The organism is Nocardia abscessus NBRC 100374 (assembly GCF_000308455.1).
Taxonomy (GTDB): Bacteria; Actinomycetota; Actinomycetes; order Mycobacteriales; family Mycobacteriaceae; genus Nocardia; species Nocardia abscessus.
This window is the reverse complement of record NZ_BAFP01000062.1, coordinates 22,846-45,571: the sequence shown is the minus strand read 5'-3', so window position 1 is coordinate 45,571 and position 22,726 is coordinate 22,846. Positions and strand designations below refer to the sequence as shown.

Genomic DNA, 22,726 nt, shown 5'->3' with positions numbered 1-22,726 from the left:
GCGGTGTGAGCCAGTACGCGAAGTCGACGGCGAGCACCTACGAGCTGCCCCATCTGGACGCACTCGAGGCCGAGTCGGCGCACATATTCCGTGAAGTGGCAGCGACCTTCGAGCGCCCGGTGTTGCTGTTCTCCGGCGGCAAGGACTCGGTGGTGATGCTGCACCTGGCGGCGAAGGCCTTCTGGCCCGCGCCGCTGCCGTTCCCGGTGCTGCACATCGACACCGGGCACAATTTCGACGAGGTGATCGCCTACCGCGACGAGACGGTGACGCGCCTGAGCCTGCGCCTGGTCGTCGGGCGGGTGCAGGACGACATCGATGCGGGACGGGCGGTCGAGGAAACCGGGCCACGCGCCTCCCGCAACCGGTTGCAGACGACGACGCTGCTGCGCTCGATCCAGGAAGGAGCCTTCGACGCGGTCTTCGGCGGCGCGCGGCGTGACGAGGAGAAGGCCCGCGCCAAGGAACGGGTGTTCAGCTTCCGCGACGAGTACGGCCAGTGGGACCCGCGCAGGCAGCGCCCCGAGCTGTGGAACCTCTACAACGGCAGGCACCGGGCCGGCGAGCACATCCGGGTGTTCCCGTTGTCGAACTGGACCGAGCTGGACATCTGGAGCTACATCGCCGCCGAGGGCATCGAACTGCCCCCGCTCTACTACGCGCACCGCAGGCAGGTGGTACAGCGCGACGGAATGCTGTTGGCGCACACCCGTTTTCTCCACCTGCTCGACGGCGAGCAGCCCTACGAGGCCACCGTACGGTTCCGCACGGTCGGCGACGCGACCTGCACCGGCTGCGTCGAATCCACCGCGGCCACACCCGCGGAGGTGGTCGCCGAGGTCGCCGCGGCGCGGGTCACCGAGCGCGGGGCCACCCGCGCCGACGACCGCATCTCCGAGGCAGGCATGGAAGACCGCAAACGCGAAGGCTACTTCTGATGACGACCACACTGTTGCGCCTGGCTACCGCGGGCAGCGTCGACGACGGCAAGTCGACGCTGATCGGCAGGCTGCTGTTCGACTCCAAGACGCTGTTCACCGATCAGCTCGCCGCGGTGGAGCGCACCAGCCGCGACCGCGGCGACGACTATCCCAACCTGGCTCTGCTCACCGACGGCCTGCGCGCCGAACGCGAACAGGGCATCACCATCGACGTGGCACATCGCTATTTCGCCACGCCCAGACGGAAATTCATCATCGCGGACACGCCGGGGCACGTGCAGTACACGCGCAACATGGTGACCGGCGCCTCGACCGCCGACCTGGCGCTGATCCTGGTGGACGCCCGCAAAGGCGTGGTGGAGCAGACCCGTCGGCACGCGTTCCTGGCCGGTCTGCTCGGCATTCCGCACCTGGTGCTGTGCGTGAACAAGATGGACCTGGTGGACTGGTCGCAGGAGCGGTTCGAGGAGATCCGTGCGGAGTTCGCGCGGTGGGCCTCCAAACTGGAGGTCTCCGACCTGACCTTCGTGCCCGTGTCGGCGCTGCACGGCGACAACATCGTGCACCGTGGCGCGAGCATGCCGTGGTACGAGGGCACTCCCCTGCTGCACCATCTGGAAGAGGTGCACATCGCCTCCGACCGCAACCTGATCGACGCACGTTTCCCGGTGCAGTACGTCACCCGCAGCCACGCGCAGGATTTCCGCGGTTACGCGGGCACCGTCGCGGGTGGGGTCTTCAAACCGGGCGACGAAGTGGCGGTGCTGCCGTCGGGTTTCACCACCACGGTGGAGGCGATCTGGGGTCCGGGCGGCGCGCCGGTCGCGGAAGCCTTTCCGCCGCAGGCGGTCACCATCCAGCTCGCCGACGAGCTGGACATCTCCCGCGGTGATCTGATCTGCCGTCCGAACAATCGCCCGAACACCGACCGCGATCTCGACGCGATGGTGTGCTGGTTCGCCGAAGACGCTCAGCTGACCCCGGGCGCTACCTACACCATCCGGCACACCACCCGCGCGGTCACCGCCGAAGTGCGCTCCCTGGACTACCGGCTGGACGTCAACACCCTGCATCGCGACGAACACGCGGCGTCGTTGTCGCTCAACGAGATCGGCCGCGTCCAGCTGCGCACCCGCCAACCCTTGCTGTTCGACCCCTACCGGCGCAACCGCGCCACGGGCAGCTTCATCCTCGTCGACGACACCACCAACAACACCGTCGCCGCGGGCATGATCACCGGCCCGAGCCTGCCGTCCTCCCGGGTGGTCTGGCACTCCACCGCCGTCGAGCGCGACGAGCGCGCCACCCGTGGCCTGACGGTCTGGCTGACCGGCCTGTCCGGCTCCGGCAAGTCCACCGTAGCCGTGGAACTGGAGCGCAGATTGGTGGCCGCGGGCCGCCCGGCATTCCTCCTCGACGGCGACAACCTGCGCCACGGCCTCAACTCGGATCTCGGCTTCAGCCCCGCCGACCGGGAAGAGAACGTCCGCCGCGTCGGCGAAGTGGCGAAACTGTTCGCCGACTCCGGTGTGGTCGCGGTGGTTTCGCTGATCAGTCCCTACCGCGCCGACCGTGACCGCGTCCGCGCCGCACACGAAGCGGCGGGTATCCCGTTCCTGGAAGTGTTCGTCGACACGCCACTGGCGGTCTGCGAAGCCCGCGACCCCAAGGGCATGTACGCCAAGGCCCGCGCGGGCGAGATCCGCGGCTTCACCGGCATCGATCACCCCTACGAAGCGCCGACCGAAGCCGAAATAGTGCTACGCCCCGACCATGGCGACCCGGCATCGATGGCGGCGACGATCATCGCGCGCCTGACCCGGTTGGAGTGATCCGAGGTCACGATCACGCGCTGAGTTGCCTGCGCGGTCGTGCGAAACGTCAACGCCGGCTTCGTGGATCGGCTATCCCCTCCACAGTCGATACACGAAGCCGGCTCTCGGTGACATCTCCGTAATCGGTTCGGATACGAGCGTAGAGCGATAGGATCCGATTGTAAAGCGCTAGATTTCTAGCCGGTGCGCTCGGATCCTTTATTGCCGGTTACCATGCTTGCACGGGGACGGGCCGAACCAGGAGGTTGGTGGCACAGGGCGTGTCTGACGACGGAGATGACATCAGCGGTGAGCCGACGGAGGACGCCGGTCCCATCGCGCGGCAGCTCAATCGGGTGATCGCCGCCGCCCAGCAGCGGGATGCACGGGGCTACTCCAACAAGGACATCGCCGAGCGCTCGACCGCGCTGGGCTATCCACTGAGTCCGGCCCAGGTCTCGCACATCCGGCTCGGACGCGTCCGCAATCCCAGTTTCCGCACCATCGAGGGGATTTCCGTGGCACTGGGCGTCGACGTGCGCGAATTCCTGGACGGCGCCGCCGCACAGCAGGCCGGTATCGAATCGCGGCTGGCCGCGGAGCTGTCCGAGGCGGGCGTGGAGGCGATCGGCTTCCGCCTGTCCGAACTGAGCACTTTGAACGAGCTCGGCAGGTCGACGTTCGGCACCATTGTCGGCAACATCCTGCGCGATCTCCAGCAGCACGAACTCTACCGCCGACCGGCTGCTACGGGGGACGAGGAAGAGCCCGGTCCCCCTGACTGATCCACTATCGCGCGTATCAGAGTTGCAGATCCGCCGCCGAAACTCGCGGCGCAGGTCCCGGGCGATAGGTCGCTTGCGCTATCGGACGACGAACTTCCGTATAGGACTCCAGGGCCGCGGCAATGGAGTCCGCACTGCGCAGCGTCTTCGCCAAGACGATCGCATCCTCGATGGCGGAGGTCGCGCCCCGCCCTGCCGCCGGTGACACCGCGTGCGCCGCATCGCCGATCAGGACGGTATCCGCGTTGTGCCAGCTCCCCTCGGGTTCGAGTTCGTACAGTGCGATCGGTGCGCTCACCACGGAACGCTCCAGCACCTCGACCACCGGGGTGGCCCGCAGTGCCCCGAGGAACACGTCGGCGTCGACCGCCGCGGCCGCCGGCGCGACGGTTCGCCTGCTGAACCAGAACGATCCATCGCGGTCGTCCCCCACATACCCCGCTACCCCCTCCGGGTGCGACCAGAAGTGCAGCACGTTCGTCGGTAGCCCAGGCACCGGAACCGGGCAATGTCCGTATCGGATCAGTTGGCCCGTGTAGGTGGGCTCTCGGGAATCGCCGAGCATGCGCCGAGTGACCGAACGAGCACCGTCCGCGCCGACCAGCAGATCGCCCGTGCGCTCGCCCGGATCCGCCCGAGTTCCGTAGTCGCATGGAATATCCGCTTGTGCCAAACCTTCTCGCAACAAGGCCAGCAGGTCCTTGCGCCACACGTGGGTGCTGGACCAGCGATGACCGGGCTCGGTGCGGGCGAAGGAGCCTGTCCGCCCGGTGAGCATGTCGACCGTGCTGACGCTGACTACCGGGAATCCGGCCGCCCTGACCTTCTCGCCCAGACCGATCTGATCGAGCGCGGTCGACGCCGCGGGGCCGAGGGTGACCCACCCGCCCACCTCGGCGGTGCGCGGCGCGGTCTCATAGACCTGGACGCGGGCACCGACTTTCGCCATCGCCAGAGCCGCGCATGCCCCTCCGATACCGCAACCGATGACCTCCGCTCGAAACATCTGGTCACACCTTCGCCGTGGGCCGAACCCAATTACGACGCACCCGAACCATGTTCTCCCCCAGGTCGGCCGCCAAGGCCACGAGCAGTTTTCGGTCCGCATCGAACGTATCAGCCTTGTCCACGGCCGCGCGGTGCGGCTCGCCGTACAGCACCGGCCGCTCGTGATTGGCCGCGGCGACGCGTTGCAGCTCGCGCGCGTACCCGGAGACCGTTGCGGTCGACCTGGGGTCGATCTGGGGGCTGAGCAGCATCAGGGCATCACGAATGTCGACCATCATCGCCTGACGCCGTTCCATGATGGCCGCCAGAGGCTCCCGGACACGGAAACCGGGCATCCGCCGTTCGGGAAGAAACCGGGTGATCACGCCGACCGCGAAACGCCACAGCCGCCACAGCAACAGAACGTCGCGCAATGCCCCGAGGCCGAGGACCACAGCTCGGATACGCATCACCAAGCCATACCAGGACACACCCAGGAGGAAGATGAGCTGCCCGAGATAGACCTCCCACCGCCCCAGCACGACGAGCGCTCGCGGTGGCCGCGCCGACGCCGCGTAATACCCGAGCTGCACGGTGAAGGTCACGGTGGCGGCGAGCATCAACACCGCGCCTATCGCCGCGAGCATGATTCCGTGCGCCGGCGTCCCCGACAGCAATCGCAGATAGGCGAAGCAGTAGAAAACGATCAGCATCCCGGTCGGCAACGTGATCACTTTCTCCCCGAGATTGAACCCGACCACGGCCGGGTCGGCGAAGCCATAGGGTTTCGCGTCGGGGCCCGCGACGACAGCGCACACGGCCAGGACGACGATCGACGCGACCAGCGGAATACCGAGGGCGAGCAGGATCTTCCTCGTCTGCGCGGTGCGCCGTGAGGCCAGCACGAAGAACGCTACGACGCACACCTTGGACCCGATCAGCAGGACGGTGCCGACGAATTCGTATCCCATCGCGGTCAGCAACCACGGATCGGACCGGTCCTGGACGTACTCGCCGAAGGCATATCCCGATGCGAGGAAGAAGAAGGCCCCCACCACCGCGAGCAGAGCAACGTCCTTGTTCCGGCGGTACTGACTCGCCTTCCAGAGCATGGCCGCGGCGAACGCCGCGATGAGCCAGCCGTGCGGAATGTAGATCACAGCCAGCCCATTCTCTCCTGCAGCGGCAGCGAAAGATCCTCGGCCCGCTGCAAGGGACGGAGCGCACGCTGCCGATCGAGCACCCTGCCCACCTGATACGCCCACCGCGCGAGCAGGTTCGCCGTGTACTCCGCCTCCCACTCCATCTTCGGCGACATCGCCGAATGACGATGCACGCTTTCGGCCTCGTAGTGCCCGGCGATGATGTGGCCGAACTCGTGCCCGATCCCGTGGTCCTGATGCCACGCCGGCGTCGCCTTCTGATACGCGATGACATAGGTGTCGGGCGGCGCCGAGAGCTTCAGCGTGATCGCGAAGAAGCAATCGACCGGCAGCAACTTCTCTTGCAGAAGCACCGTCGCGCCGGTGAATTCGCAATAGCGCTCGATCAGCTGGCGCATGGTCAGCAACTCGCGCACCTGCATGCGTTGCAGCAGCAGCCGGGTGCGATGTTCGATCTCACGCACCATCGCAGGGTTCGGGACGAAGCGAGTTCCTCCCTCTCGCGAGCTTCCCGCGTACTCCGCCGTGTCGTCAACGGCGCGTCTCGCGCGCCCGCGCCATACGGAACCCATCAGACGTCACACTCCGCAACCCGCCCCACCGTCCGACCGTCGGCAACCGGTCTGTCGAACAGCACGAAAACGATGCCGAGCGCCGCGCCTGACCGATCGTTGCGGTCAGAGAACCCCCGTGCCCGGCCGGTTCGGCGTTCAAAGTACCATCACCGCCGCCGAACAGCATCGAATCACAATGGGAGAACGTGGCGTTCGCGTCGACTCGGTCGTCATGCCTGACGTCGCCTCGTCGGACGCGACCCAGCGTCACTCGACCGAGCGAGCCTGCGAGGTTTCGCTCCATCAGCGTTGACGCGGTCGGGCGTTCGCCGGGCACTGGCGTGAGGCGCCGGATCAGCGTTCGGCCGGGTCGGGTGCGGCGCGGAGAGCGGACAGGCCCTCGCGATATGTCGGGTAGGCCGGGGTCCAGCCGAGCTCGCGCTCGGCCTTGCCCGTGTCCAGCCGGATACGGCTGCCCACCAGCAGGGCGTGCAGATAGGGTGTCGCCCGCAGCAGCCATCCCGGGATACGGCGCGGGAGCGGGGCATCGGCCACGGCCGCGAGAGTATCGAGGTAGTCGCCCATATCGACCGGCTCCCGGTCGGCGATGTTGTATGCCTCGCCGGACCGGCCGCGCGCCAAGGCCGCGAGCGTCGCGGAGGCGGCGTCGGCGATGTGGATCGGGTGCAGTGTCCCGGGTTCGCGCGGTACCGGCAGCCTGCGGCGGCGGAGGCTGTCCATCATCCCGAAGGTCGCCGGTTCCGGCCCGTAGAACAGGCCGTAGCGCAGTGCGATACCGCCGTATCCGAGCACCTGTTCCTCGTTGGAGCGCAGCGAGCGCATATGGGTCTCGAATGGGCCGTGACCGAGGGGCGCGAAAGGACGCTCCTCGCTGAGCGGAGCGGGGCCGTGGTCGCACCAGCCGTAGCCGAGGAAGAACGACTGTGTCACGAATTGCCGGGCGCCGACGGTCTCCGCTGCCAGCAGCAGATTGCGAGTGCCCTTGTCGCGCAGCGCATCGGTGGCGTACAGGTCCCGATGCCGGGTCGGTGTCCGGGTGAGCGCGGTGGCCTGGTGGACCACCGCGTCCGCACGCAGACCCGCGACGGCGGTGCGTAGCGCACCGGCATCCAGGATGTCCGCGATCACCGGACGGACACCGGACGCGGCGAGCCGTCGAGCACCTGCGGCGGTTCGGGTGAGGCCGAGCACGGTATGGCCGGCCGACAGCAGCTGCGGGATCAAAGCGGAGCTGATCGTGCCGGTCGCGCCGGCGAGCAGGATTCTCACGGTTTCACCTCGAGACCGTGGCGGATGTCTTCCGCGTACGCAGTTCACGCAGGCGGATGACGAGGCCCACGGCGGCGATTGCCGAGAACAGCAGCAGGAGCCAGGTATCGGAGGCATGCCCGCCGCCCTCGTCGACGGCGTGGTTCACCGCGTGCAGGGAGTTGGTGACAACGAATCCGCCCAACACCACGGACACGACATCGCGCCACGCCAGGGCGGCGATCATCATCAGCCCGATGCCGATCTGGAAGACGCCCGCGTCGTGCAGGAAATGCTCGTGCTCGGGCCAATTGGCCCATTCGGCGAAACCGGCCGGGTCGATGCGGCACCAGATTCCGATACCCAGCATCGATGCCCCTGCCACCAGCGTGACGACGGTGACCGAGCGCTTCATGGTTGCCTCCTTCTCAGGCCGCGAACGCGGTACTGAACTGGAGACGAGGAAGGCTGGCGGGATGTGATGGGTAGTCGCGTGTGATCTGAGCGACATATCGCCGGAGAAAGCTGTTCGGAGGTATAGCGGTGGGCGTCGGCCCGGGGCTGAGCGGGATCCGGCCTGATCAGCTGCGACGCATCCTCATTCGGCCGAGCGCTCAGACCCGCCGGGGCTGTCGACGGACGGCGCGCAGAGTGTGTTCCGGATCGTCTCGCGTAACCAGCGCTGTGCCGGGTCGGCATCCAGCCGCGCGTGCCAGAGCAGTCGCACTTCGAGTTCCGGTAGGGCCGCGGGGATGGGAAACCAGCGAACGCCCAGGGTCCGGCCGTACTGGTCGGCGAGGCGCTGCGGGACGAGTCCGACATAACGGCTGGAGGAGACCAGCAGCGCCGCGACGGCGAAGGTCGGCACGACGGCGGCGACGTGGCGTTGCAGGCCCGCCGCGTCGAGCGCATCGTCGAGTGGTCCGCGCGCGCGGCCACGGCGGGAGGCCGAGACATGCGGATGCCCGCACAGCTGCCGCAACGTCGGGCGGCGGCGCCTGCCCAGCGCGCTATCCGCGCGGACGATGCCGACCATCCGTTCGCGATACAGCACGGCCGTCCGGATATCGGGAGCCGCGACGTCGCCGACGCCGATGTCGAGATCCACCGAACCGTCGCGGAGAGCCTCGGCGCTTTCGCTGCCCTCTGTCACGAAGCGCAGGACCACGCCGGGTGCGGCGGCGGCCGTGGCCTCCACCGCCGCCGTCGCCAGCGTCGCCGCCACGCCGTCGTTGATACGAATCGTGAAGGTGCGCTCGAGTTCGGCGATCGCGACCTCGCGGTCGGCGCTGATCAGTGCCGACGCTTCGTCGAGCAGCGACCGCACGCGCGGCGCGGTGCGCAGCGCGAACGGTGTCGGAGCCATCCCCCGACCGGCACGCACCAGGATCGGGTCGCTCATCGCTCGGCGTAACCGGCCCAGCGCCCGGCTGGTCGCGGGGATCGACAGATGCAGGCGCTCGGACGCCGCCGTCACACTGCCTTCTCGCAGCAGCGCGTCGAACACGCGCAGCAGATTCAGGTCGAGCTGCTCGGGCATAGTTGCATTGTAGGCAAGTACGGATTGTTGAAGTTGCGTGGCACGGAAGGCAACGAGGTACCTACCGTCGGGGCCATGCCATTCAATGTCCTGACACGCGATCGCGATCCGTCGTCACGAGACCTCTCACCCCGTCCCGCCGCACCGAGCGGCCTGCTCGCACTCATGTGTGCCTGCGTCGTGCTCGTCGTGGGGATGGTGGCCGCGATCAACCTCGCCGTCCCGATGCTCGCCGCGAGCGCACTGCACCCGTCCGCGTCGGCGCTGGTCTGGATCGTCGACACCTATGTGATCGTCTTCGCCTGCCTCGTCATCCCGGGCGGAGCCGCCGGTGACCGCTTCGGGCGCAAAGGAGTTCTGCTGGTCGGTCTGGCGCTGTTCGCGGTGGGTGCGCTGATCTCGGCGATCGCGCCGAACGTCGCTCTGCTCCTGGCGGGCCGTGCGATCACGGGTGTCGGCGCTGCCGCCGTGCTACCCAATACCCTTTCCGTCCTGCTGCACGCCGTTCCCGCCGAACGCAAAGGTGCGACGATCGCCACGTGGGCGTCGATGACGGGCATCGGCGGAGTCGTCGGCAACGTCGGCGGTGGGGCGATCCTGTCCGGCGGGTCATGGCGTTGGCTGTTCGCCGCCGCCGCGCCGATCGCGCTGGTTCTCGCCGCGCTCGTAGGACGGGTCGCGCCGGTGTCGCCGCGCCATGACCGCCGACTGGACCCACTCGGCGCGGCGCTGCTCATCGGCGCGTCGGTCGCGCTGCTGCTGGGCATCGTCCAGGGACCGGAAGCGGGCTGGAACAGCGCGGTCGTCATCGCCGGGTTCGTCTGCGCCGCTGCGCTGTTCATCGTCTGGACGGTTGTCGAACTGAAAGTCGAGCATCCGCTGCTCGATCCCCGGTTGTTCCGGCTCCCTGGCCTGCGCAGCGCCTGTCTGGGCATGACGACGGTCTTCTTCGGCATGTTCGCGCTGTTCTATGTCAACGCGTCGTTCCTGCAATACGGCAAAGGATTCGGCGTCCTGCTGACCGGCCTCGGCGTCGTCCCACTTACCGTCCCGATCATCCTCGGCGCACGACACGTCGGACGCCTGTCGCAGCGCATCGGCCTCGACGCGACCATCGGACTGGCGTTCGGGTTCGTCGGCTGCGGACTGCTCGGACTGTCCACGAGCGGCACCCAGACGCCCTACCTCGCATACGCCGCATGGCTTGTCGTGACCGGAATCGGTGTGACGCTGGCGCTACCGACGCTGTCCGGAGCCATCGCCGGTTCGCTGCCGCCCGATCAGGCCGGAGTCGGAGCCGGATTGCAGGCCACCACCCGCGAATTCGGTAGCGCCTTGGGCGTCGCCGTGATCGGCACGGTGCTCACCGCACGGTTCGTCGCCGCGCTACCGCCGGACATCCGCGCGAGCCACGACCCGCACACCGTGGCCCACGCCCTGGCCACCACCGCACCTGACCGCGCCCACGACGTCGTCACCGCGTTCGTCTCGGGCACGGAGGCCGGATTGCGGATGGTCGGCGTGACCGTGCTCGTCCTCGGTGCACTCGTCGTACTGCAGTCACTGCTGTCCCGGCGCGCGAAGGCTTCACCTGATCCAGCCGATCACACCGGGTGACGCGCCGGGTGCGAGCAGCCACGGTTTCCGATGCCCGGCGCGAATGCGAGACCGTGGCCGTCCGATCGCCACGGCACCGCCGTAGGCGTTCGCTGATCAGTGGACGATATCCGCGCTGGGAACGACGTATCGCATGCGATCGGTATTGTGCGCTTCCGTTTTCAGGTCGATGACCGTCCCGTCACCGAGTCGCTCGACGAGGTCCACGCCGATCTCGGCCGGCACGGGATAAACCGAATCCGGACCCAGGTCGTCGGGTACGCCGAAGATCGGCAGCTTGTCGATCAAACTGTGCGTCACACCGTCGACGTCGGTGAACTCGACCTCGATGACGCCCGGCTGATAGTCCGACACCCATCGAACGGCTCTCCCCCAAATAATGGCCATCTCATCAGCATGCCAGCGATCCGGTGCCGCACCCATGATCTGATTCGAAACCTCGGCCACCGCTGCTACTACGACTGATCCGCGAGGTCTCGATGCCGATACCTGCCAACTGTAATTCGAGTGCGGTCCGGGTGGTCCATTCAGCGATGTCCGAGTGGGTGGCCCTATTCACGAGGTCGCGACCGACCCGGCAGACGCGGGTGCTTGCTCGGTCGCATCCGACCGGCGATACGTAAAGCCTCGACCGCTGCACATTTCCATGAGCACTCATCCGCGTCGCACTCTCGATGCACTTGCATGAGCGTGTGTGCGTCGCCGGGGCTGAACTCCGGGCCCTCCATTGGCTCTACCGCAGGCCAGCCCAATGGTGGCCAGCCCAGCAGGCACAGCTGCTCGTGGCCTACTCGTTCGGCGATGTGATAGACGCTCGGGCCGCGCAACGGCTTTCGCCACCATCTGCTCGCCGCGAAGACCGTCAGCAGCACAGCGACCGCCGCCGTCCCCGCCACCAGAGCAGTGTTGAGCTCGGACCAGTCGGACATCAAGCACTCACCCCGCTCTCCGGTGATCCGAACGGCGGCCACCGGTGGCCGCGCTCCCAAACTTGCTCAGGCACAACCACGATCACAGTCACTTCCTCGGTCAATCCGCGCCTGGCAACCCAGATGTGCTCCCGAGTCGGAGCGATCACAACCGAAGCGCCGACCCGGCGGACAGCCTGCACGAGCAGTAGCGTCGGCATCAGCGCGTCGCGATCGACCACCAGCACTTCCGGATCGGGATAACCCTTCCGCTCGGCTAGCGCCCGGACCGCGCGCTCCTCGTCCGCGTGATCACTGCCGGATTGATCCAGCCGGATGTAGCCGAGCGCGATTTCCGCCATGTCCGCCCCTTTTCGGTCGTGTGGTGTGGCACCCGGCGCCGAGGATCCCCCGGACCCTGGCGACGTTGTCGCTCTTGATGGCGTGCCATGCGGAGGGAAGTGCTCACCCAGCGCCGGGGCCGGAACAAACTGTGGCGCAGAGACAACACTGCGAAGCGGCAAAAGTTTTGTCACCCTGGAGATAAGTAAGTCTGTGGAATGGGATCCGTGATGACGATGACCCAGGAATCCGGTGTCGGCGACAAAGTACGTATCGCCAGGAAGCTAGCGGGCTGGAGCCAGGAGAAGCTCGCGCGGGAAGCCAACTTCTCGGCAAGTTTGGTCCGCAAGGTCGAGCGCGGTCGCGCGCCCGCCTCTCCGGCTTTCGTCGCGGCATGCGCCCGCGCTCTTCGAGTGAACCTGGCCGACCTGCTCGAGCAGCCCTACCCGCGACAGAGTCGCGACGAACGACAGGTTCACGCCGGAGTAGCCGAGATCCGACGGGAACTGGCCGCGTACAAGATCGAGCCGGACGACACCATGAACGCACGGCCCGAGCGCGAACTCGCGGCTGACGTCGCAAAGGCTTCCAGATTGCGCCACTCCGTCAACCTTGGCGACTTGGGTACGCTCCTGCCCGGCCTGCTCTCAGAGCTCCGCGTCGCATGGCATTCCGCGACCGGAGCCGAGCGCGAACGCATCTTCGGGCTTCTCGCCGAAGCGTTCGCCGCGACCGGGCAACTCGTGTACAAGCTCGGCTATATCGACCTTTCCTCGCTGTGCGTCGAACGATACGAATGGGCGGCCGCACAGTCCGGCGATCAGCTAGCCGTCCTCGCGGGCGATTATCAGCGCGCGGGCGAGCTGATCTGCACAGCCGACTGGTCGACCGCCCTGCGTTTTCTCGAATCCAGTCGCGCCACTATCGAGTCCGATATCAGCGGCAGCGATCCGGCTGTGCTCAGCATGTGGGGCAATCTCCACTTGAAATCCGGTCTCGCCGCCGCCCGCGCGGGTCGGCGCGACCTCGCTGACGAACACCTCGCCGAAGCGCGGGAGACCGCCCACCGCATCGGCGGGGATCGTGACGATTACCGGCTGTGCTTCGGCGTCACGAATGTCGGCATCTGGTCGGTCGGGCTGGCTGTCGAGATGATGGACGGCACCGAAGCGGTGAAGCGCGCGGCGCGCGTATATTTCCCGACTACGACGCCCCGTGAACGCGCGGGCCACCACTACATCGACTTGGCCCGTGGGTACCTGCTCCACGGCGACCGCACGAAAGCCCTTCACTCCCTGCGCAAAGCGAAGGAGATCGCGGCGACGCAAACCCGCTACCACCCCATGGTTCACGAGACCATCCGCATCCTCGCCCGCGACGACGCGAGGAGCAACGAAAGCGTGCGTGGGTTTGCCGCCTGGTGCGGCATCGATCGCGCTTGATCGGATTCGGCTGTCGTCGGCACGACCCACCCTCGCAATCGAACTGAGTTTTTCGGAGCCGCACCACCCTCCGTCGCGCGCGGGTCAGCGCACGTCGCGAAGTTCCGAGCTGCGATGCTGCGATCGCTGAGCCGAGAGGCTGAGCGCTCGGTAGACCGCGACCACCGTTGCGGCTCCGATAATCTCGCCGCGCTGGATCATCCGTTTCGCTTCCTCGAGCGGGATCCAGCGTATGTCCTCGGCCTCGTTGATATCCGGTTGGGAGTCGGTCAAACGCGCGCCGCGGGCGAGGTAGATCTCCTGCGGTTGATCCAGCGTGCCGATGGCCGGTTGATATGTGACCAGATGCTCCATGTTGTTCGGTCGCCAACCGGTCTCCTCTTCGACCTCCCGCGCCGCCGCGGCCGCTACATCCTCGGCTCCGTCGACGTAACCACCGGGAAGTTCCCACACCCAGCGGTCGATTATGAATCGGTGCCGGTACATGAGCAGCGCCTCGCGCTTGTCATTCAAAACCAACGTCATTGCGCATCGCGGCAGACGCGCAACGTATTGCGTGAACTTGACTCCGTCGGGCAGCTCGACATCCACCGTCGACAATCTGATATGGCGGTTCTCGTCCACGACACGCTCGCCGTGGATAGTCCACTGAGTGGTGCGATTCACCTGCTCGACGGTATCGCAACTCGAGAAAGTGCCCACGACCAGTGGCGGGCCGTGCCATGGCATAGGGAGGCGGTGACCACTTCCCGTACCGGGAGACCGAGCATTCATGCCGCCCTCGCGGCCCAGCGTGTCAGGTCGAGATCTTTCGCAGCGCAGCGCATACCCGGCCCACCAAGCTGGGCGGCGGGGCGCCAGATCGACGGCCCGGTAGCGGCTGGTCAGACGGTTCTTCAGTCCCGCGTACGCGTCAGCGACGGACTGCTTCCGTCTCCGTCAAGCCGGACGCGGTGCCCATCGCTACGGCTGTCGCGGTGGTGGCCAGAGCCATGATCAGCCCTCCTCGCTGAGTGCTTCCACGACGAATGGTGGACCGCCGGTGCCGTTGCCCACCCGGATGCGGGTTCCGGGTGGGGGATTGTGCTGGATGATCCAGCGATTGAGTGGATGGCGAAGCCACTGTTCCAGCAGTGGATTTCGGATCTGTCTGGCTCCCAGGGCTGAACCGGATCGGGCGAGTTCCTCCGTCACCGCCCTTGCGATCGACTCTTGGTCGAAAACCACCTGATAGCCGCGATTAGCGGCGGAGGCGGCGAGTTGGCCGAGGAACTTCGCGACGATCGAACCGATCACTTCGGGTCGCAGGATGTCGAAGACCACTATCCCGCCGCCCAGTCTTCCGAGCAGCTCCGGGCGGCCGAGCTTGGTGGACATGTAGTCGGCTACGGCGTTCTCGAAATGCTCCCGGACCTCGTCATAAGACCGCTGGGACGTCGATGGGCCGCTCGGCCGCGCGGGATTCTCACCGAGAGACTTCTGTGCGAGGGGGCCCTGCCCGTCGGGACTCTGTCCGAGGGAACGCTGTCCCAGGGCGCCCTGTCCGAGCGAACTCTGTCCGAGCAGGCTCTTTCCGATCGGACTTCTGCCGATCGAGGCGGGTCTGTTCAGGGTGTCCGCGCCCAAGTTGGACGTGAAGATCACCACCGATTGGGAGAAGTAGGCCGTTCGCCCCTGGCCGTCTGTGAGCCTGCCGTCATCGATGATCTGCAAGAACTTGTCGAAGATCCGGGGGTTCGCCTTCTCGATCTCGTCGAAGAGCACCACGCTGAACGGTCTTTCGATGATCCAGTTGGTCAGCGCGCCGCCGTTCTCGTGACCGATGTAACCGGGCGGGGCGCCGGTGAGGCGCTCGCTGGCATGGTCCTGGCTGAATTCGCTCATGTCGAATCGCCGCAGTGCGGTCTCGTCGTCGAACACCAATTGCGCGATCGCCTTGGCCAGCTCGGTCTTTCCGACCCCCGTCGGGCCGACGAAGAAGAACACTCCCTTCGGGCGGGAAGCAGGACCGTCCGGATCGGCGACGAAATCGATGCCGATGCGGGCGTCGACCAGCATGTCCGCCACCGCGCGCACGGCGGCGCCCTGCCCCATCACCCGGTCGGACAGAATCTTCTCCGCGTTCAGGATCTTCGCACTGTCGAGTTGCTCCCACGGGTCGTCGCGCACGCCGAAGCGGTGGCGCATCACGAGCCGTCGCGGCGCGGCCGGGGCGATCCGGGCCAGGTGCGATGTCGGGCCCAACGCCGCGATGTCGCGCAGCGTCATGCCGTCGGTGAGGCTGGTCAGTGACTTGACGGCGGCGTCGACTCGCTCGGGTTCCAGGGCTGCGTCACTGTAATAGGTACCGATATTCCGACGCAGGAAGATCTCGCGTTCCGCGGAAGTCGGCGGCGGGATCTCGAAGGTCGCGACGTGAGGATTGCCCAGGTGCACCCAATCCGGCAGTGTGCCGACGCGTTTGGCCAGCAGGACCAGGATGTTACGCAGCTGACCGTCCCTGGCGCCGGGAGCGTAGTGCTCCTCGGTGAGCATTTTCCGCAACCACGCCAAGTTCAGCTGGTAGCCCTCCTCGGCGGCGGCTTCCCGCCCGAAGATGAGGTCGGCCTGGTCGACGATCACCGCGCAGGCGCGGTTGCGCTGCACCACCAGCGATCTGGTCGCGGCGAGCAGATCAGCCGGCGTCCGCACGGCGGGCCCACCGGTCGAATCCGCGCGGGCGCGCAGGCGTTGCTCGGCGGCGCTGATCCGGCGGCCGCGCGCGGAATCCTCGGCCGCGTCCGGAGCCGATGCCTGCGGTGCCGGGACGGCCGGTGTGGTGTCCAGGCGCGAGAGGACGAAACTCCTGCTGGTCTCATCGGCGTAGGACAACCCGTCGACCAGGTCGTAGCGTGTCGTCGCGGTGTAACCCGCCCATCCCAGGAAGCTGGGGAACGCGATATCCACCGGGTGGAATTCGTCGTCCCACAGCACGAGGTCGTCCACGTTTCCGTGCAAGACGAGGTGACGACCACGGCGGACCTCGTGGAAGACTCGGGCGAACCAGGTCGCCACCGGTTGCGTCGGCGCGGTCACGACGACCTTCCCGCCTGCCGCGTGTTCTCCTCGGCCGCTCCTCGCCGCGCGGCGCCCGGCGTCCGAGGCGATCCGCCGTCATCCCAGGACACCACACTGGTATCGAAGCCGTTGTGCCGCAACGACGAATTCAGCGCCTCCGCGAGATCGCGCAAGCTCCCGCAGGAGCGGCCGTCGAGTGCGATCTCTTCGTCGGCTCCCTCCCGGATGTAGTTGACGCGATGTTCCCGCTGCTCGTCGTCTTGCACGACCACGAGCAGCGGATCGCCACGACGAGGCTGGGCACGCAGCGCCACACTGCCGTCCGCACCCGATTCCAGCGACGAGGAATCGACGGCGAAGCCGAGTCCGGGCAGGGCCTCGAGGATCGCGCCGAGCATCTCGCGGCGCTCGGTGAAGCGTTCGATGGCGGCATCGAGGTCGCGCTCGACCGCCACCAGACGCCCCGTCAACCGATCGGCGAGCTCCGCGGCCCGGTCGGGTTCGTCCCGGTCCAGATACGCCCGGACCTCTGCCAGCGCCTCCCCCGCCATGGTGATGTCCTGCGACGGGATTCGCGCTGCGGCCGCCTCACCTGCGAGAGCGCGGATGCGCCCGGCCAACTGGTGCTCGGCGGCACTCGCTGCGCGGACCTGTTCCGCGTGCGCGGCCGCACGCTGGGTGACCGCCGAATGGTGGGCTCGGACTGTGGCGATGGCCGTGCCGGCTACCGCGAGGAACGACGCGAGGTCGTCACGCTGAAGAAATCCACTCAATTCGGCGACGGCCGCCTCGCTGCGCGTCGCACCGTCCGAGTCGAACCGCTGACGCTGCCGAGTATCGTTCTGATTCAGCATCTCCCGCAACGTCTCCAGTTGTTCGGCGCCGGTCCGCCTGCCGCGCTGGAGAATCTCCGCGGATGTGGAGGCACGCAGTACTTCGGCGGCGGTGACCGCTTGATCGGCCTTGTCGAGCTTTTTCATCGTGCTCGCGGCGGCCAGGAGTGACCTAGCACGATCCAGGGCGGCATTCACCGGCGCGACATCCGATGCTTCCGCGCCGGGTTCCTCCCCCAATGCCGCACAGGCGTCGGCCAGCGTCGCCAGTCGCCGCGCCGTCTGGGCCCGTGCCGCGTCCAACGCCTCCTCGGCCCGTCGCGCCTGCTCGGCCTGTCGCGCGCGTTCGCGCTCCTGTCGTTCGCGTTCCAGCCGACGCTGCCGTTCGGCATCGGCCGTGACCGTGCTGTATTTCGGCGACCTGCTCACCGGGCTCTCTCGCTTCCTTCGTGCAACGGCGCCATCTTCAGCGCATGTTCGAATCGGCTGCGGAAGTCCGCTACCGCGGGCACTCCGAGCCACTGGACGGTCCCGTCACCGAGGACCTCGATTTGCAGCCCCGCGCTGCGGTCGGGGCCGTCGAGATCGGCCGCGTGGCGCGCGGTCAGCTGACGGATCCGCTGATTGGCGGACCCGCGCCAGCGCAGATCCCCGTGTTCGGCCGCGACGTACGGCCCGTCGACGAGCAAATCGATCTGACCGAGAAGCTCCTCGACGGCGCTGTCGCCCCTGTTGCGGAGGTGCCGCAGGGTGAAGCCGGTGAAGCACATGACCGACAGGTCGCGTTCCCGGCGCACCGCCCGGATCAGCGCGGCCAGTGCCGCCGCTTGAGCGAACGGCTCGCCACCCGAGAGCGTCAATCCGTCAGCCCCGGAAGCGACGATGTCGGCGGCGAGATCGGCCACGGCCACGCGGCTGCCGCCCTCGAACGGTATCCACTGCGGGCTGACGCACCCCGGACAGGACAGTGGGCAACCCTGTACCCAGACCGCGAATCGCGTCCCCGGTCCCAGCGTTCGGCACGCAGGGTGGGTCTCGGCCACCACGACGAACTCGGCGGTGCTCATCGATACGACGCGATCGCGATAGCGACCAGAAGGACCGCCAGAGCGAAGAGCATCACCTTCGCGGCCAGGCCCAATGCTGTGGAACCGGAACTCGGCGCAGAAGGTACGGTCGGTCGAGGCTTCGGTGTGCTGGTCGGGTCCGGTGCGGGCGGGCGCGGGCGAGGTCGTGGCGGCTTCGCGGTCGGCGCGATCTTGACCGACGGTCGCTGCGTGGTCGGACTGACGATCGGCGCAGTGGGAGGCGGGATGACGACTTTCGGAATCCCCGCTGCCGGATAGTGTTCCCCGAAGCCGGCCCGGCTTATGCCGCACCAGACGCATTCCGACAGCGAGCTGTGGTACACGTGCCGCTCGTTCTCCCGGCACCCCATCAACTGGAAGCCCGCTCGGTCGAGCGCGTCCGCCCACGCCTGCGCGGTCGGCCGCGCCGTTGGGTCTCGGTGGCCGTTGCCGAAGCAGGCCATGGCCAGCTCCCGCACCTCGGGCGGCAGTAGTTCCACCGGTGCGGCGCCGGGTACGGTGACGAACCGCTCCGGGAAGAGGAGGCGGTTGTTCTGCTGCTGAATATTCTCCGCGGCCGCGAAGTCGGGCGTATCCGGGTCGACGGGCACCCCTTCGAAGGGATGGTCGCCTTCCATCAGCAACTGGCACACCAGAACCGCGAGACCGAAGTTGTCGTGGCTCGGTGTGAGCGTCTGCCCGTTCGCCGCCATGGGCGGTGCGTATTCCGGCGTGACCTTCGTGCACCGGAACAATTCACCGCTGCGTGGATCGGTGAATTGCACGGCGTCGCAATCGATCAGCGTCACGTGGCCGGATCGGGACACCAACATGTTCGTCGGGCTCACGTCTCCGACGACGATCCCCACCCCGTGCAGCATCGCCAACAGCCGCGCGGCCCGGGCCGCCACCGCGACCAGTACCCGCCAGGTGGGATCGTCGACGGCCTCGATCCGCTGACCGGGATCGAACAACGTGGTCAGCGACTTACCTTGGACCAGCGGCATCAGGAAGCCCGCGGTAGCGCCCGCGTGGTCGTGGAGCACTTCGCGAGGCCATGCCACGTGCAGGTGCTCGGCGTTGTCACCTTCCCAGGCCGCCGGGATGGTTCGGCGCAGGGCGGCGAGCTTGCGCGCCCTGGTGGGTTCGCCTTGGTCGAGGTAGATCTTGGCGCACAAATCCGAGGTACCGTCGAGCCCGTACACGAGGCCCTCGGCGCCGCCGCCGAAGTTGTTCGGCTGCAGCGTGACCCGGCGTCCGCCGGGAATGAAGAAACTCACTGTCCCACCTGCGCATCGTCGTGCACGTCGACCCGCTGCGAGCAAGCGGACCGCCGCACGGCCAGCACGACTGTCTTGTCGTCGGTGGAGGTCACGGCGAACTGCGCTGACTTCAGATAGCTCTCCAGCTCACCGTCGGCTGCGCCAGGGCGGCCGAAATATTCGAAGTATCGGCGAAAATCCGGAGGGGCCTGGTAGTGCAGACCGCCGGCGATCTCGAGCATCCCCTCCTGCAGCCCGTCGGAGCATACGGCCATCGCGGTGATGCGGTCATCCACGAGCACGTGACTCTGGAGGCGGTCCTCTCGGTTCGCCGAGGTGAGGAAGGTTGTCATACCGGTGTTCTCGCGTTCGCGCTCGGTCACGACGAGCCGCGGGCCGCCCGGCCTGCGGTCGACGACCAGGAAGCAGTCGCCGACGCTGACGTACAGGAAGTACGGCGGCTGCGCGACTACCGCCAGCAAGGTGGTCGCGAAGGACGCGCGGATCTCCGCTTGGGACTCTTCCGGATGCTCGGCGTGAATCCGCTGCGTTGTCTCGGCCACGCTGCGATCGAAACGGTCCAGGCACTCGGCCTGGAAGATCGGCAGCGCCGCGGACCAAGCGCTGAATCCGCTCGGCATCCCGGCGCCGAAGACATACTGCGCCGCGTCCGACGCCGCACCGACGGCGAACTCCGCGCCTTGGTCCGAACGGCGACGCGAACCTGCTCCATCCGCGACCGCGAACACCGAACACCCCGGGTTGATCGAGCGGACCAGGTGCCGATCTTGATTGGGCAGTCCGTCCTTCACGTGGCCCGGCCCGGTCACCGTCGAGGTGACGGCGGTCCATATCGTCCCCGCCCCCCGCATGCATTCACTTCGCATGGTCAGCCCTGATTCTGGATCCAGCTATCGATCCGGGACATCTTGGTCGCCTGCTCGTTGGCGCGGGCGTACACCGTCTCGGCCGGCTCCGACCTGGACGCTCCGGCGGCGGACTCGATGCTGGAGGAGACGAACCGGAGAATCTCGGTGAAACTGACATCCGCGAGGTAGCGCCAGGAGTTGGGCGCGAGGCCGGCCAGCACGTCCTGGTCGGCGCCCGCTACGCCGAGGGCGAAGAAGAGCAGGTGCTTGCCGTTCTCCTGCTGCCGGATCGCGGGCGCGAGATCGCGCCACCGTTCCGTTCGGTGCCCGGCGCTGTCGGTGGGGACGCCATCCGTGATCATGTACACCATGGGCCTGCTGCTCAGCGGATGCCCGCTCAGGCGCAGTTCCTGCCTGCGGGCGGCCATCAGCTGGAACGCGTACTGCAGCCCCTCCACCATCGGCGTGACGCCACCGGCTTTCAGTGGCGCAGGGCTGAATTGCGCCACCGGCACATAAGGTTGGGGCGCCGCACCGGCGGTCCGGCCGCTCGGGTCGACCGCCTGAACCCCTCCGTCGCCGAAGGTGATCAAAGCGATTTCGCCCTGTCTGCGGACGTGATCGTCCTTCAGCAGTTCGGTCCGCCAGGTCGCCAGGGCCTGGTTCAGTTCGCCGATGCGGTTCTCCTCGATCATCGAATACGACGTATCCACGACCAGGGTGATCAGGATCCTGCTCTTCGCAGGCTGCACCGGCAGCGCATCGATTCCGGAGCCAGGGGGTTGGGTCATGACATTAACCTCGGTTTTTCAAGGGATGGGTACTTGCGTCAGCGCCGGAATGCGTTTCGCGCCACCGGAATCACCTGCACGACGTCGCCCGGTACGCCGGTGACGGAATCCGGGCGGGCATTGTCGACCCAGAGGACCAACTCACCGAACTCGGCATAGCCGCCGGCGGCGTCGATATGGGTGCGGGCGGTGCCCCGGTGGCCGCCTTCGGCGAAGAGCTCCGCTATCTCGGGTAGGCCGGAGGCGTCCACATGGACCGGGACAACGGCGCGGGGCGCCTCTCGCGTGGCAGGAAGGTCCGCCGTGCGCGGCGCGTGTGGGGCAGGTAGATCCGCCGTGCGCACGGCGTGCGCGGTCGGCGGCGGATGCACCGCTTGCCTGCCCTTCAGCCATGGTGTCGCTTGCGGTTCGGGGCCGACCTCCGTCGAGCGGCGACCGTTGGGGGCTGCGCCGTGCCCGCCGCCGGACCGTGGCTCGATCCCGCGCTCACCGGCCACCCGCCGGGTACTGGAGTGACCTGCGTGCACTCGCACCCACTCGGCACCGAAATACACGAGCGCCACGACGAGCGGTATCAAGAATGCGGTGCCCAGGGCGGGCCACCAGCCGAAGTCTCGCCGGGTGATCGTCACGTGGTAGAGGCGGTCTCCGTGTGGACCGATCGCCACGGAGCCGTCACCGGCCGCCCACGAGCCGAGCGGCTGATAGTAAGCCGCGGGCGGACAGAGCAGAGGCGGGAAGCACTGCGGCTCAGCCACGACCAGAATCGGCCCCGAGAAGTTCATTTCCTGCCGGAGCTGTTCGTCGAGATCAAGGTGGGCGCCTTCGTCGCGTAGACCGACGACCAGAACCGTGGAGGTGTGCTCGGTCGTGGTTTTCCAGCCGACCAGGAGGGGCGCCGACAGTAGGAGAACGACGGCCGGCCACAGCAGATGGACCCACCGCACCCGCCACCCTCGCGCGGCACGCGATCCTTGAATACGTTGCATCGACAATTCTCGTCACTTTGAATGGCTCGACGCCGAGCATGCGGCGGCGCGAAGCACGAAAATAAACCGGGAAACATCCCGGGCAGTATGTTGAAACTGATCTCCCCGAATGACTGTGCCACCCGCTACCGCGAGAGAAGCACGAAGCAATCGTACCCCAGCCTGACACGACTCCCGCAATTTCACGGAAAACCGATCGGGCAATTAACGACCCATTCTTCCCGGGGGTGGAAACCATCGGACAGTTTGCTTTCCACCTTAGGTGGCACCTTTCCCAACCGACCGGTGTGCATGCAATTTACCCACCCATCAGTGACCTGCCGGCGATCGATCAGCACACAATCGGCGGCAGCGGAAGCAGAACCTGCCTCGATTCATCTCGGCGGTGCTCGATTTCGCGAAAATCTGCGATGCCGGGTCGAATCATGCGGCGATCGCCGGATCGCGTACCAGATCTTGCCGACAGGCCGATGTGCGAGCGATCCACTCGGAAGCG

Annotated in this window: 21 protein-coding genes; 5 read left to right on the top strand and 16 right to left on the bottom strand. The window is 67.2% G+C overall.

Annotated features, from left to right (window positions below):
- The first annotated feature begins 5 nt into the window (after positions 1-5).
- The 3 genes from cysD (at position 6) to ON19_RS11685 (ending at position 3,540) form a co-directional block, all read left to right on the top strand.
- Positions 6-938, top strand: a complete 933-nt coding sequence (cysD, locus tag ON19_RS11695; RefSeq protein WP_043690087.1) for a sulfate adenylyltransferase subunit CysD — start codon at positions 6-8, stop codon at positions 936-938.
- Positions 938-2,773 carry an adenylyl-sulfate kinase gene (gene cysC, locus ON19_RS11690; RefSeq protein WP_043690086.1) on the top strand — a complete coding sequence of 612 codons (1,836 nt, stop codon included), beginning with the start codon at positions 938-940 and terminating at the stop codon, positions 2,771-2,773. Before cysD ends, cysC begins: the two co-directional genes overlap by 1 nt.
- 263 nt (positions 2,774-3,036) lie before the next feature.
- Positions 3,037-3,540, top strand: coding sequence for a helix-turn-helix domain-containing protein (locus tag ON19_RS11685; protein ID WP_157229674.1), 504 nt, complete (start codon positions 3,037-3,039; stop codon positions 3,538-3,540).
- A gap of 16 nt (positions 3,541-3,556) precedes the next feature.
- Here the strand turns inward: ON19_RS11685 and ON19_RS11680 are convergent, their stop codons facing one another.
- From ON19_RS11680 to ON19_RS11655, 6 genes are all read right to left on the bottom strand, one after another.
- A complete protein-coding gene (locus tag ON19_RS11680) occupies positions 3,557-4,546 on the bottom strand; it encodes an FAD-dependent oxidoreductase (protein ID WP_157229673.1) in 990 nt (329 codons plus the stop codon).
- Positions 4,547-4,550: 4 nt separating this feature from the next.
- Positions 4,551-5,687: a hypothetical protein gene (locus ON19_RS11675; protein WP_043690079.1), complete on the bottom strand. Its 1,137-nt coding sequence runs from the start codon at positions 5,685-5,687 to the stop codon at positions 4,551-4,553.
- The gene (locus ON19_RS11670) at positions 5,684-6,112 is read right to left on the bottom strand and encodes a hypothetical protein (RefSeq protein ID WP_157229672.1); all 429 of its coding nucleotides are present in this window, start codon (positions 6,110-6,112) and stop codon (positions 5,684-5,686) included. Before ON19_RS11670 ends, ON19_RS11675 begins: the two co-directional genes overlap by 4 nt.
- A 486-nt stretch (positions 6,113-6,598) precedes the next feature.
- Positions 6,599-7,534: an NAD-dependent epimerase/dehydratase family protein gene (locus ON19_RS11665; RefSeq protein ID WP_043690075.1), complete on the bottom strand. Its 936-nt coding sequence runs from the start codon at positions 7,532-7,534 to the stop codon at positions 6,599-6,601.
- 4 nt (positions 7,535-7,538) lie between these two features.
- Positions 7,539-7,928: a hypothetical protein gene (locus ON19_RS11660; RefSeq protein ID WP_043690072.1), complete on the bottom strand. Its 390-nt coding sequence runs from the start codon at positions 7,926-7,928 to the stop codon at positions 7,539-7,541.
- Between the two features lie 183 nt (positions 7,929-8,111).
- Positions 8,112-9,053, bottom strand: a complete 942-nt coding sequence (locus ON19_RS11655; RefSeq protein ID WP_051168760.1) for a LysR family transcriptional regulator — start codon at positions 9,051-9,053, stop codon at positions 8,112-8,114.
- A 75-nt stretch (positions 9,054-9,128) separates the two neighbouring features.
- Between ON19_RS11655 and ON19_RS11650 the strand changes: the two genes are divergently transcribed.
- Entirely contained in the window at positions 9,129-10,670 is a 1,542-nt protein-coding gene (locus ON19_RS11650) for an MFS transporter (RefSeq protein ID WP_051168759.1), read from the top strand.
- A gap of 96 nt (positions 10,671-10,766) precedes the next feature.
- Here ON19_RS11650 and ON19_RS11645 read toward each other — a convergent pair whose 3' ends face one another.
- Both ON19_RS11645 and ON19_RS11640 read right to left on the bottom strand, forming a co-directional pair.
- On the bottom strand, positions 10,767-11,117 hold the full coding sequence (locus ON19_RS11645; RefSeq protein WP_157229671.1) for a hypothetical protein: 351 nt from the start codon (positions 11,115-11,117) through the stop codon (positions 10,767-10,769).
- A gap of 481 nt (positions 11,118-11,598) precedes the next feature.
- Entirely contained in the window at positions 11,599-11,940 is a 342-nt protein-coding gene (locus tag ON19_RS11640; protein ID WP_043690064.1) for a hypothetical protein, read from the bottom strand.
- A gap of 198 nt (positions 11,941-12,138) precedes the next feature.
- Between ON19_RS11640 and ON19_RS11635 the strand changes: the two genes are divergently transcribed.
- Positions 12,139-13,362, top strand: coding sequence for a helix-turn-helix domain-containing protein (locus tag ON19_RS11635; RefSeq protein ID WP_306307042.1), 1,224 nt, complete (start codon positions 12,139-12,141; stop codon positions 13,360-13,362).
- 84 nt (positions 13,363-13,446) lie between these two features.
- Here ON19_RS11635 and ON19_RS11630 read toward each other — a convergent pair whose 3' ends face one another.
- The 8 genes from ON19_RS11630 to ON19_RS11595 form a co-directional block, all read right to left on the bottom strand.
- Positions 13,447-14,028, bottom strand: a complete 582-nt coding sequence (locus ON19_RS11630) for an NUDIX hydrolase (protein WP_043690145.1) — start codon at positions 14,026-14,028, stop codon at positions 13,447-13,449.
- A gap of 330 nt (positions 14,029-14,358) precedes the next feature.
- Positions 14,359-16,437, bottom strand: a complete 2,079-nt coding sequence (locus tag ON19_RS11625; protein WP_051168758.1) for an AAA family ATPase — start codon at positions 16,435-16,437, stop codon at positions 14,359-14,361.
- Positions 16,434-17,681: a hypothetical protein gene (locus ON19_RS11620; protein ID WP_043690062.1), complete on the bottom strand. Its 1,248-nt coding sequence runs from the start codon at positions 17,679-17,681 to the stop codon at positions 16,434-16,436. Before ON19_RS11620 ends, ON19_RS11625 begins: the two co-directional genes overlap by 4 nt.
- On the bottom strand, positions 17,678-18,319 hold the full coding sequence (locus ON19_RS11615; RefSeq protein WP_043690059.1) for a 4Fe-4S single cluster domain-containing protein: 642 nt from the start codon (positions 18,317-18,319) through the stop codon (positions 17,678-17,680). Before ON19_RS11615 ends, ON19_RS11620 begins: the two co-directional genes overlap by 4 nt.
- Complete coding sequence (locus tag ON19_RS11610) at positions 18,316-19,599, bottom strand: protein kinase domain-containing protein (protein WP_043690057.1); 1,284 nt, start codon at positions 19,597-19,599, stop codon at positions 18,316-18,318. Before ON19_RS11610 ends, ON19_RS11615 begins: the two co-directional genes overlap by 4 nt.
- On the bottom strand, positions 19,596-20,453 hold the full coding sequence (locus tag ON19_RS11605; protein WP_157229670.1) for a PP2C family serine/threonine-protein phosphatase: 858 nt from the start codon (positions 20,451-20,453) through the stop codon (positions 19,596-19,598). Before ON19_RS11605 ends, ON19_RS11610 begins: the two co-directional genes overlap by 4 nt.
- 17 nt (positions 20,454-20,470) lie before the next feature.
- The gene (locus tag ON19_RS11600; RefSeq protein WP_043690053.1) at positions 20,471-21,241 is read right to left on the bottom strand and encodes a vWA domain-containing protein; all 771 of its coding nucleotides are present in this window, start codon (positions 21,239-21,241) and stop codon (positions 20,471-20,473) included.
- Between the two features lie 38 nt (positions 21,242-21,279).
- On the bottom strand, positions 21,280-22,188 hold the full coding sequence (locus tag ON19_RS11595; RefSeq protein ID WP_043690050.1) for a hypothetical protein: 909 nt from the start codon (positions 22,186-22,188) through the stop codon (positions 21,280-21,282).
- Positions 22,189-22,726: the final 538 nt, after the last annotated feature.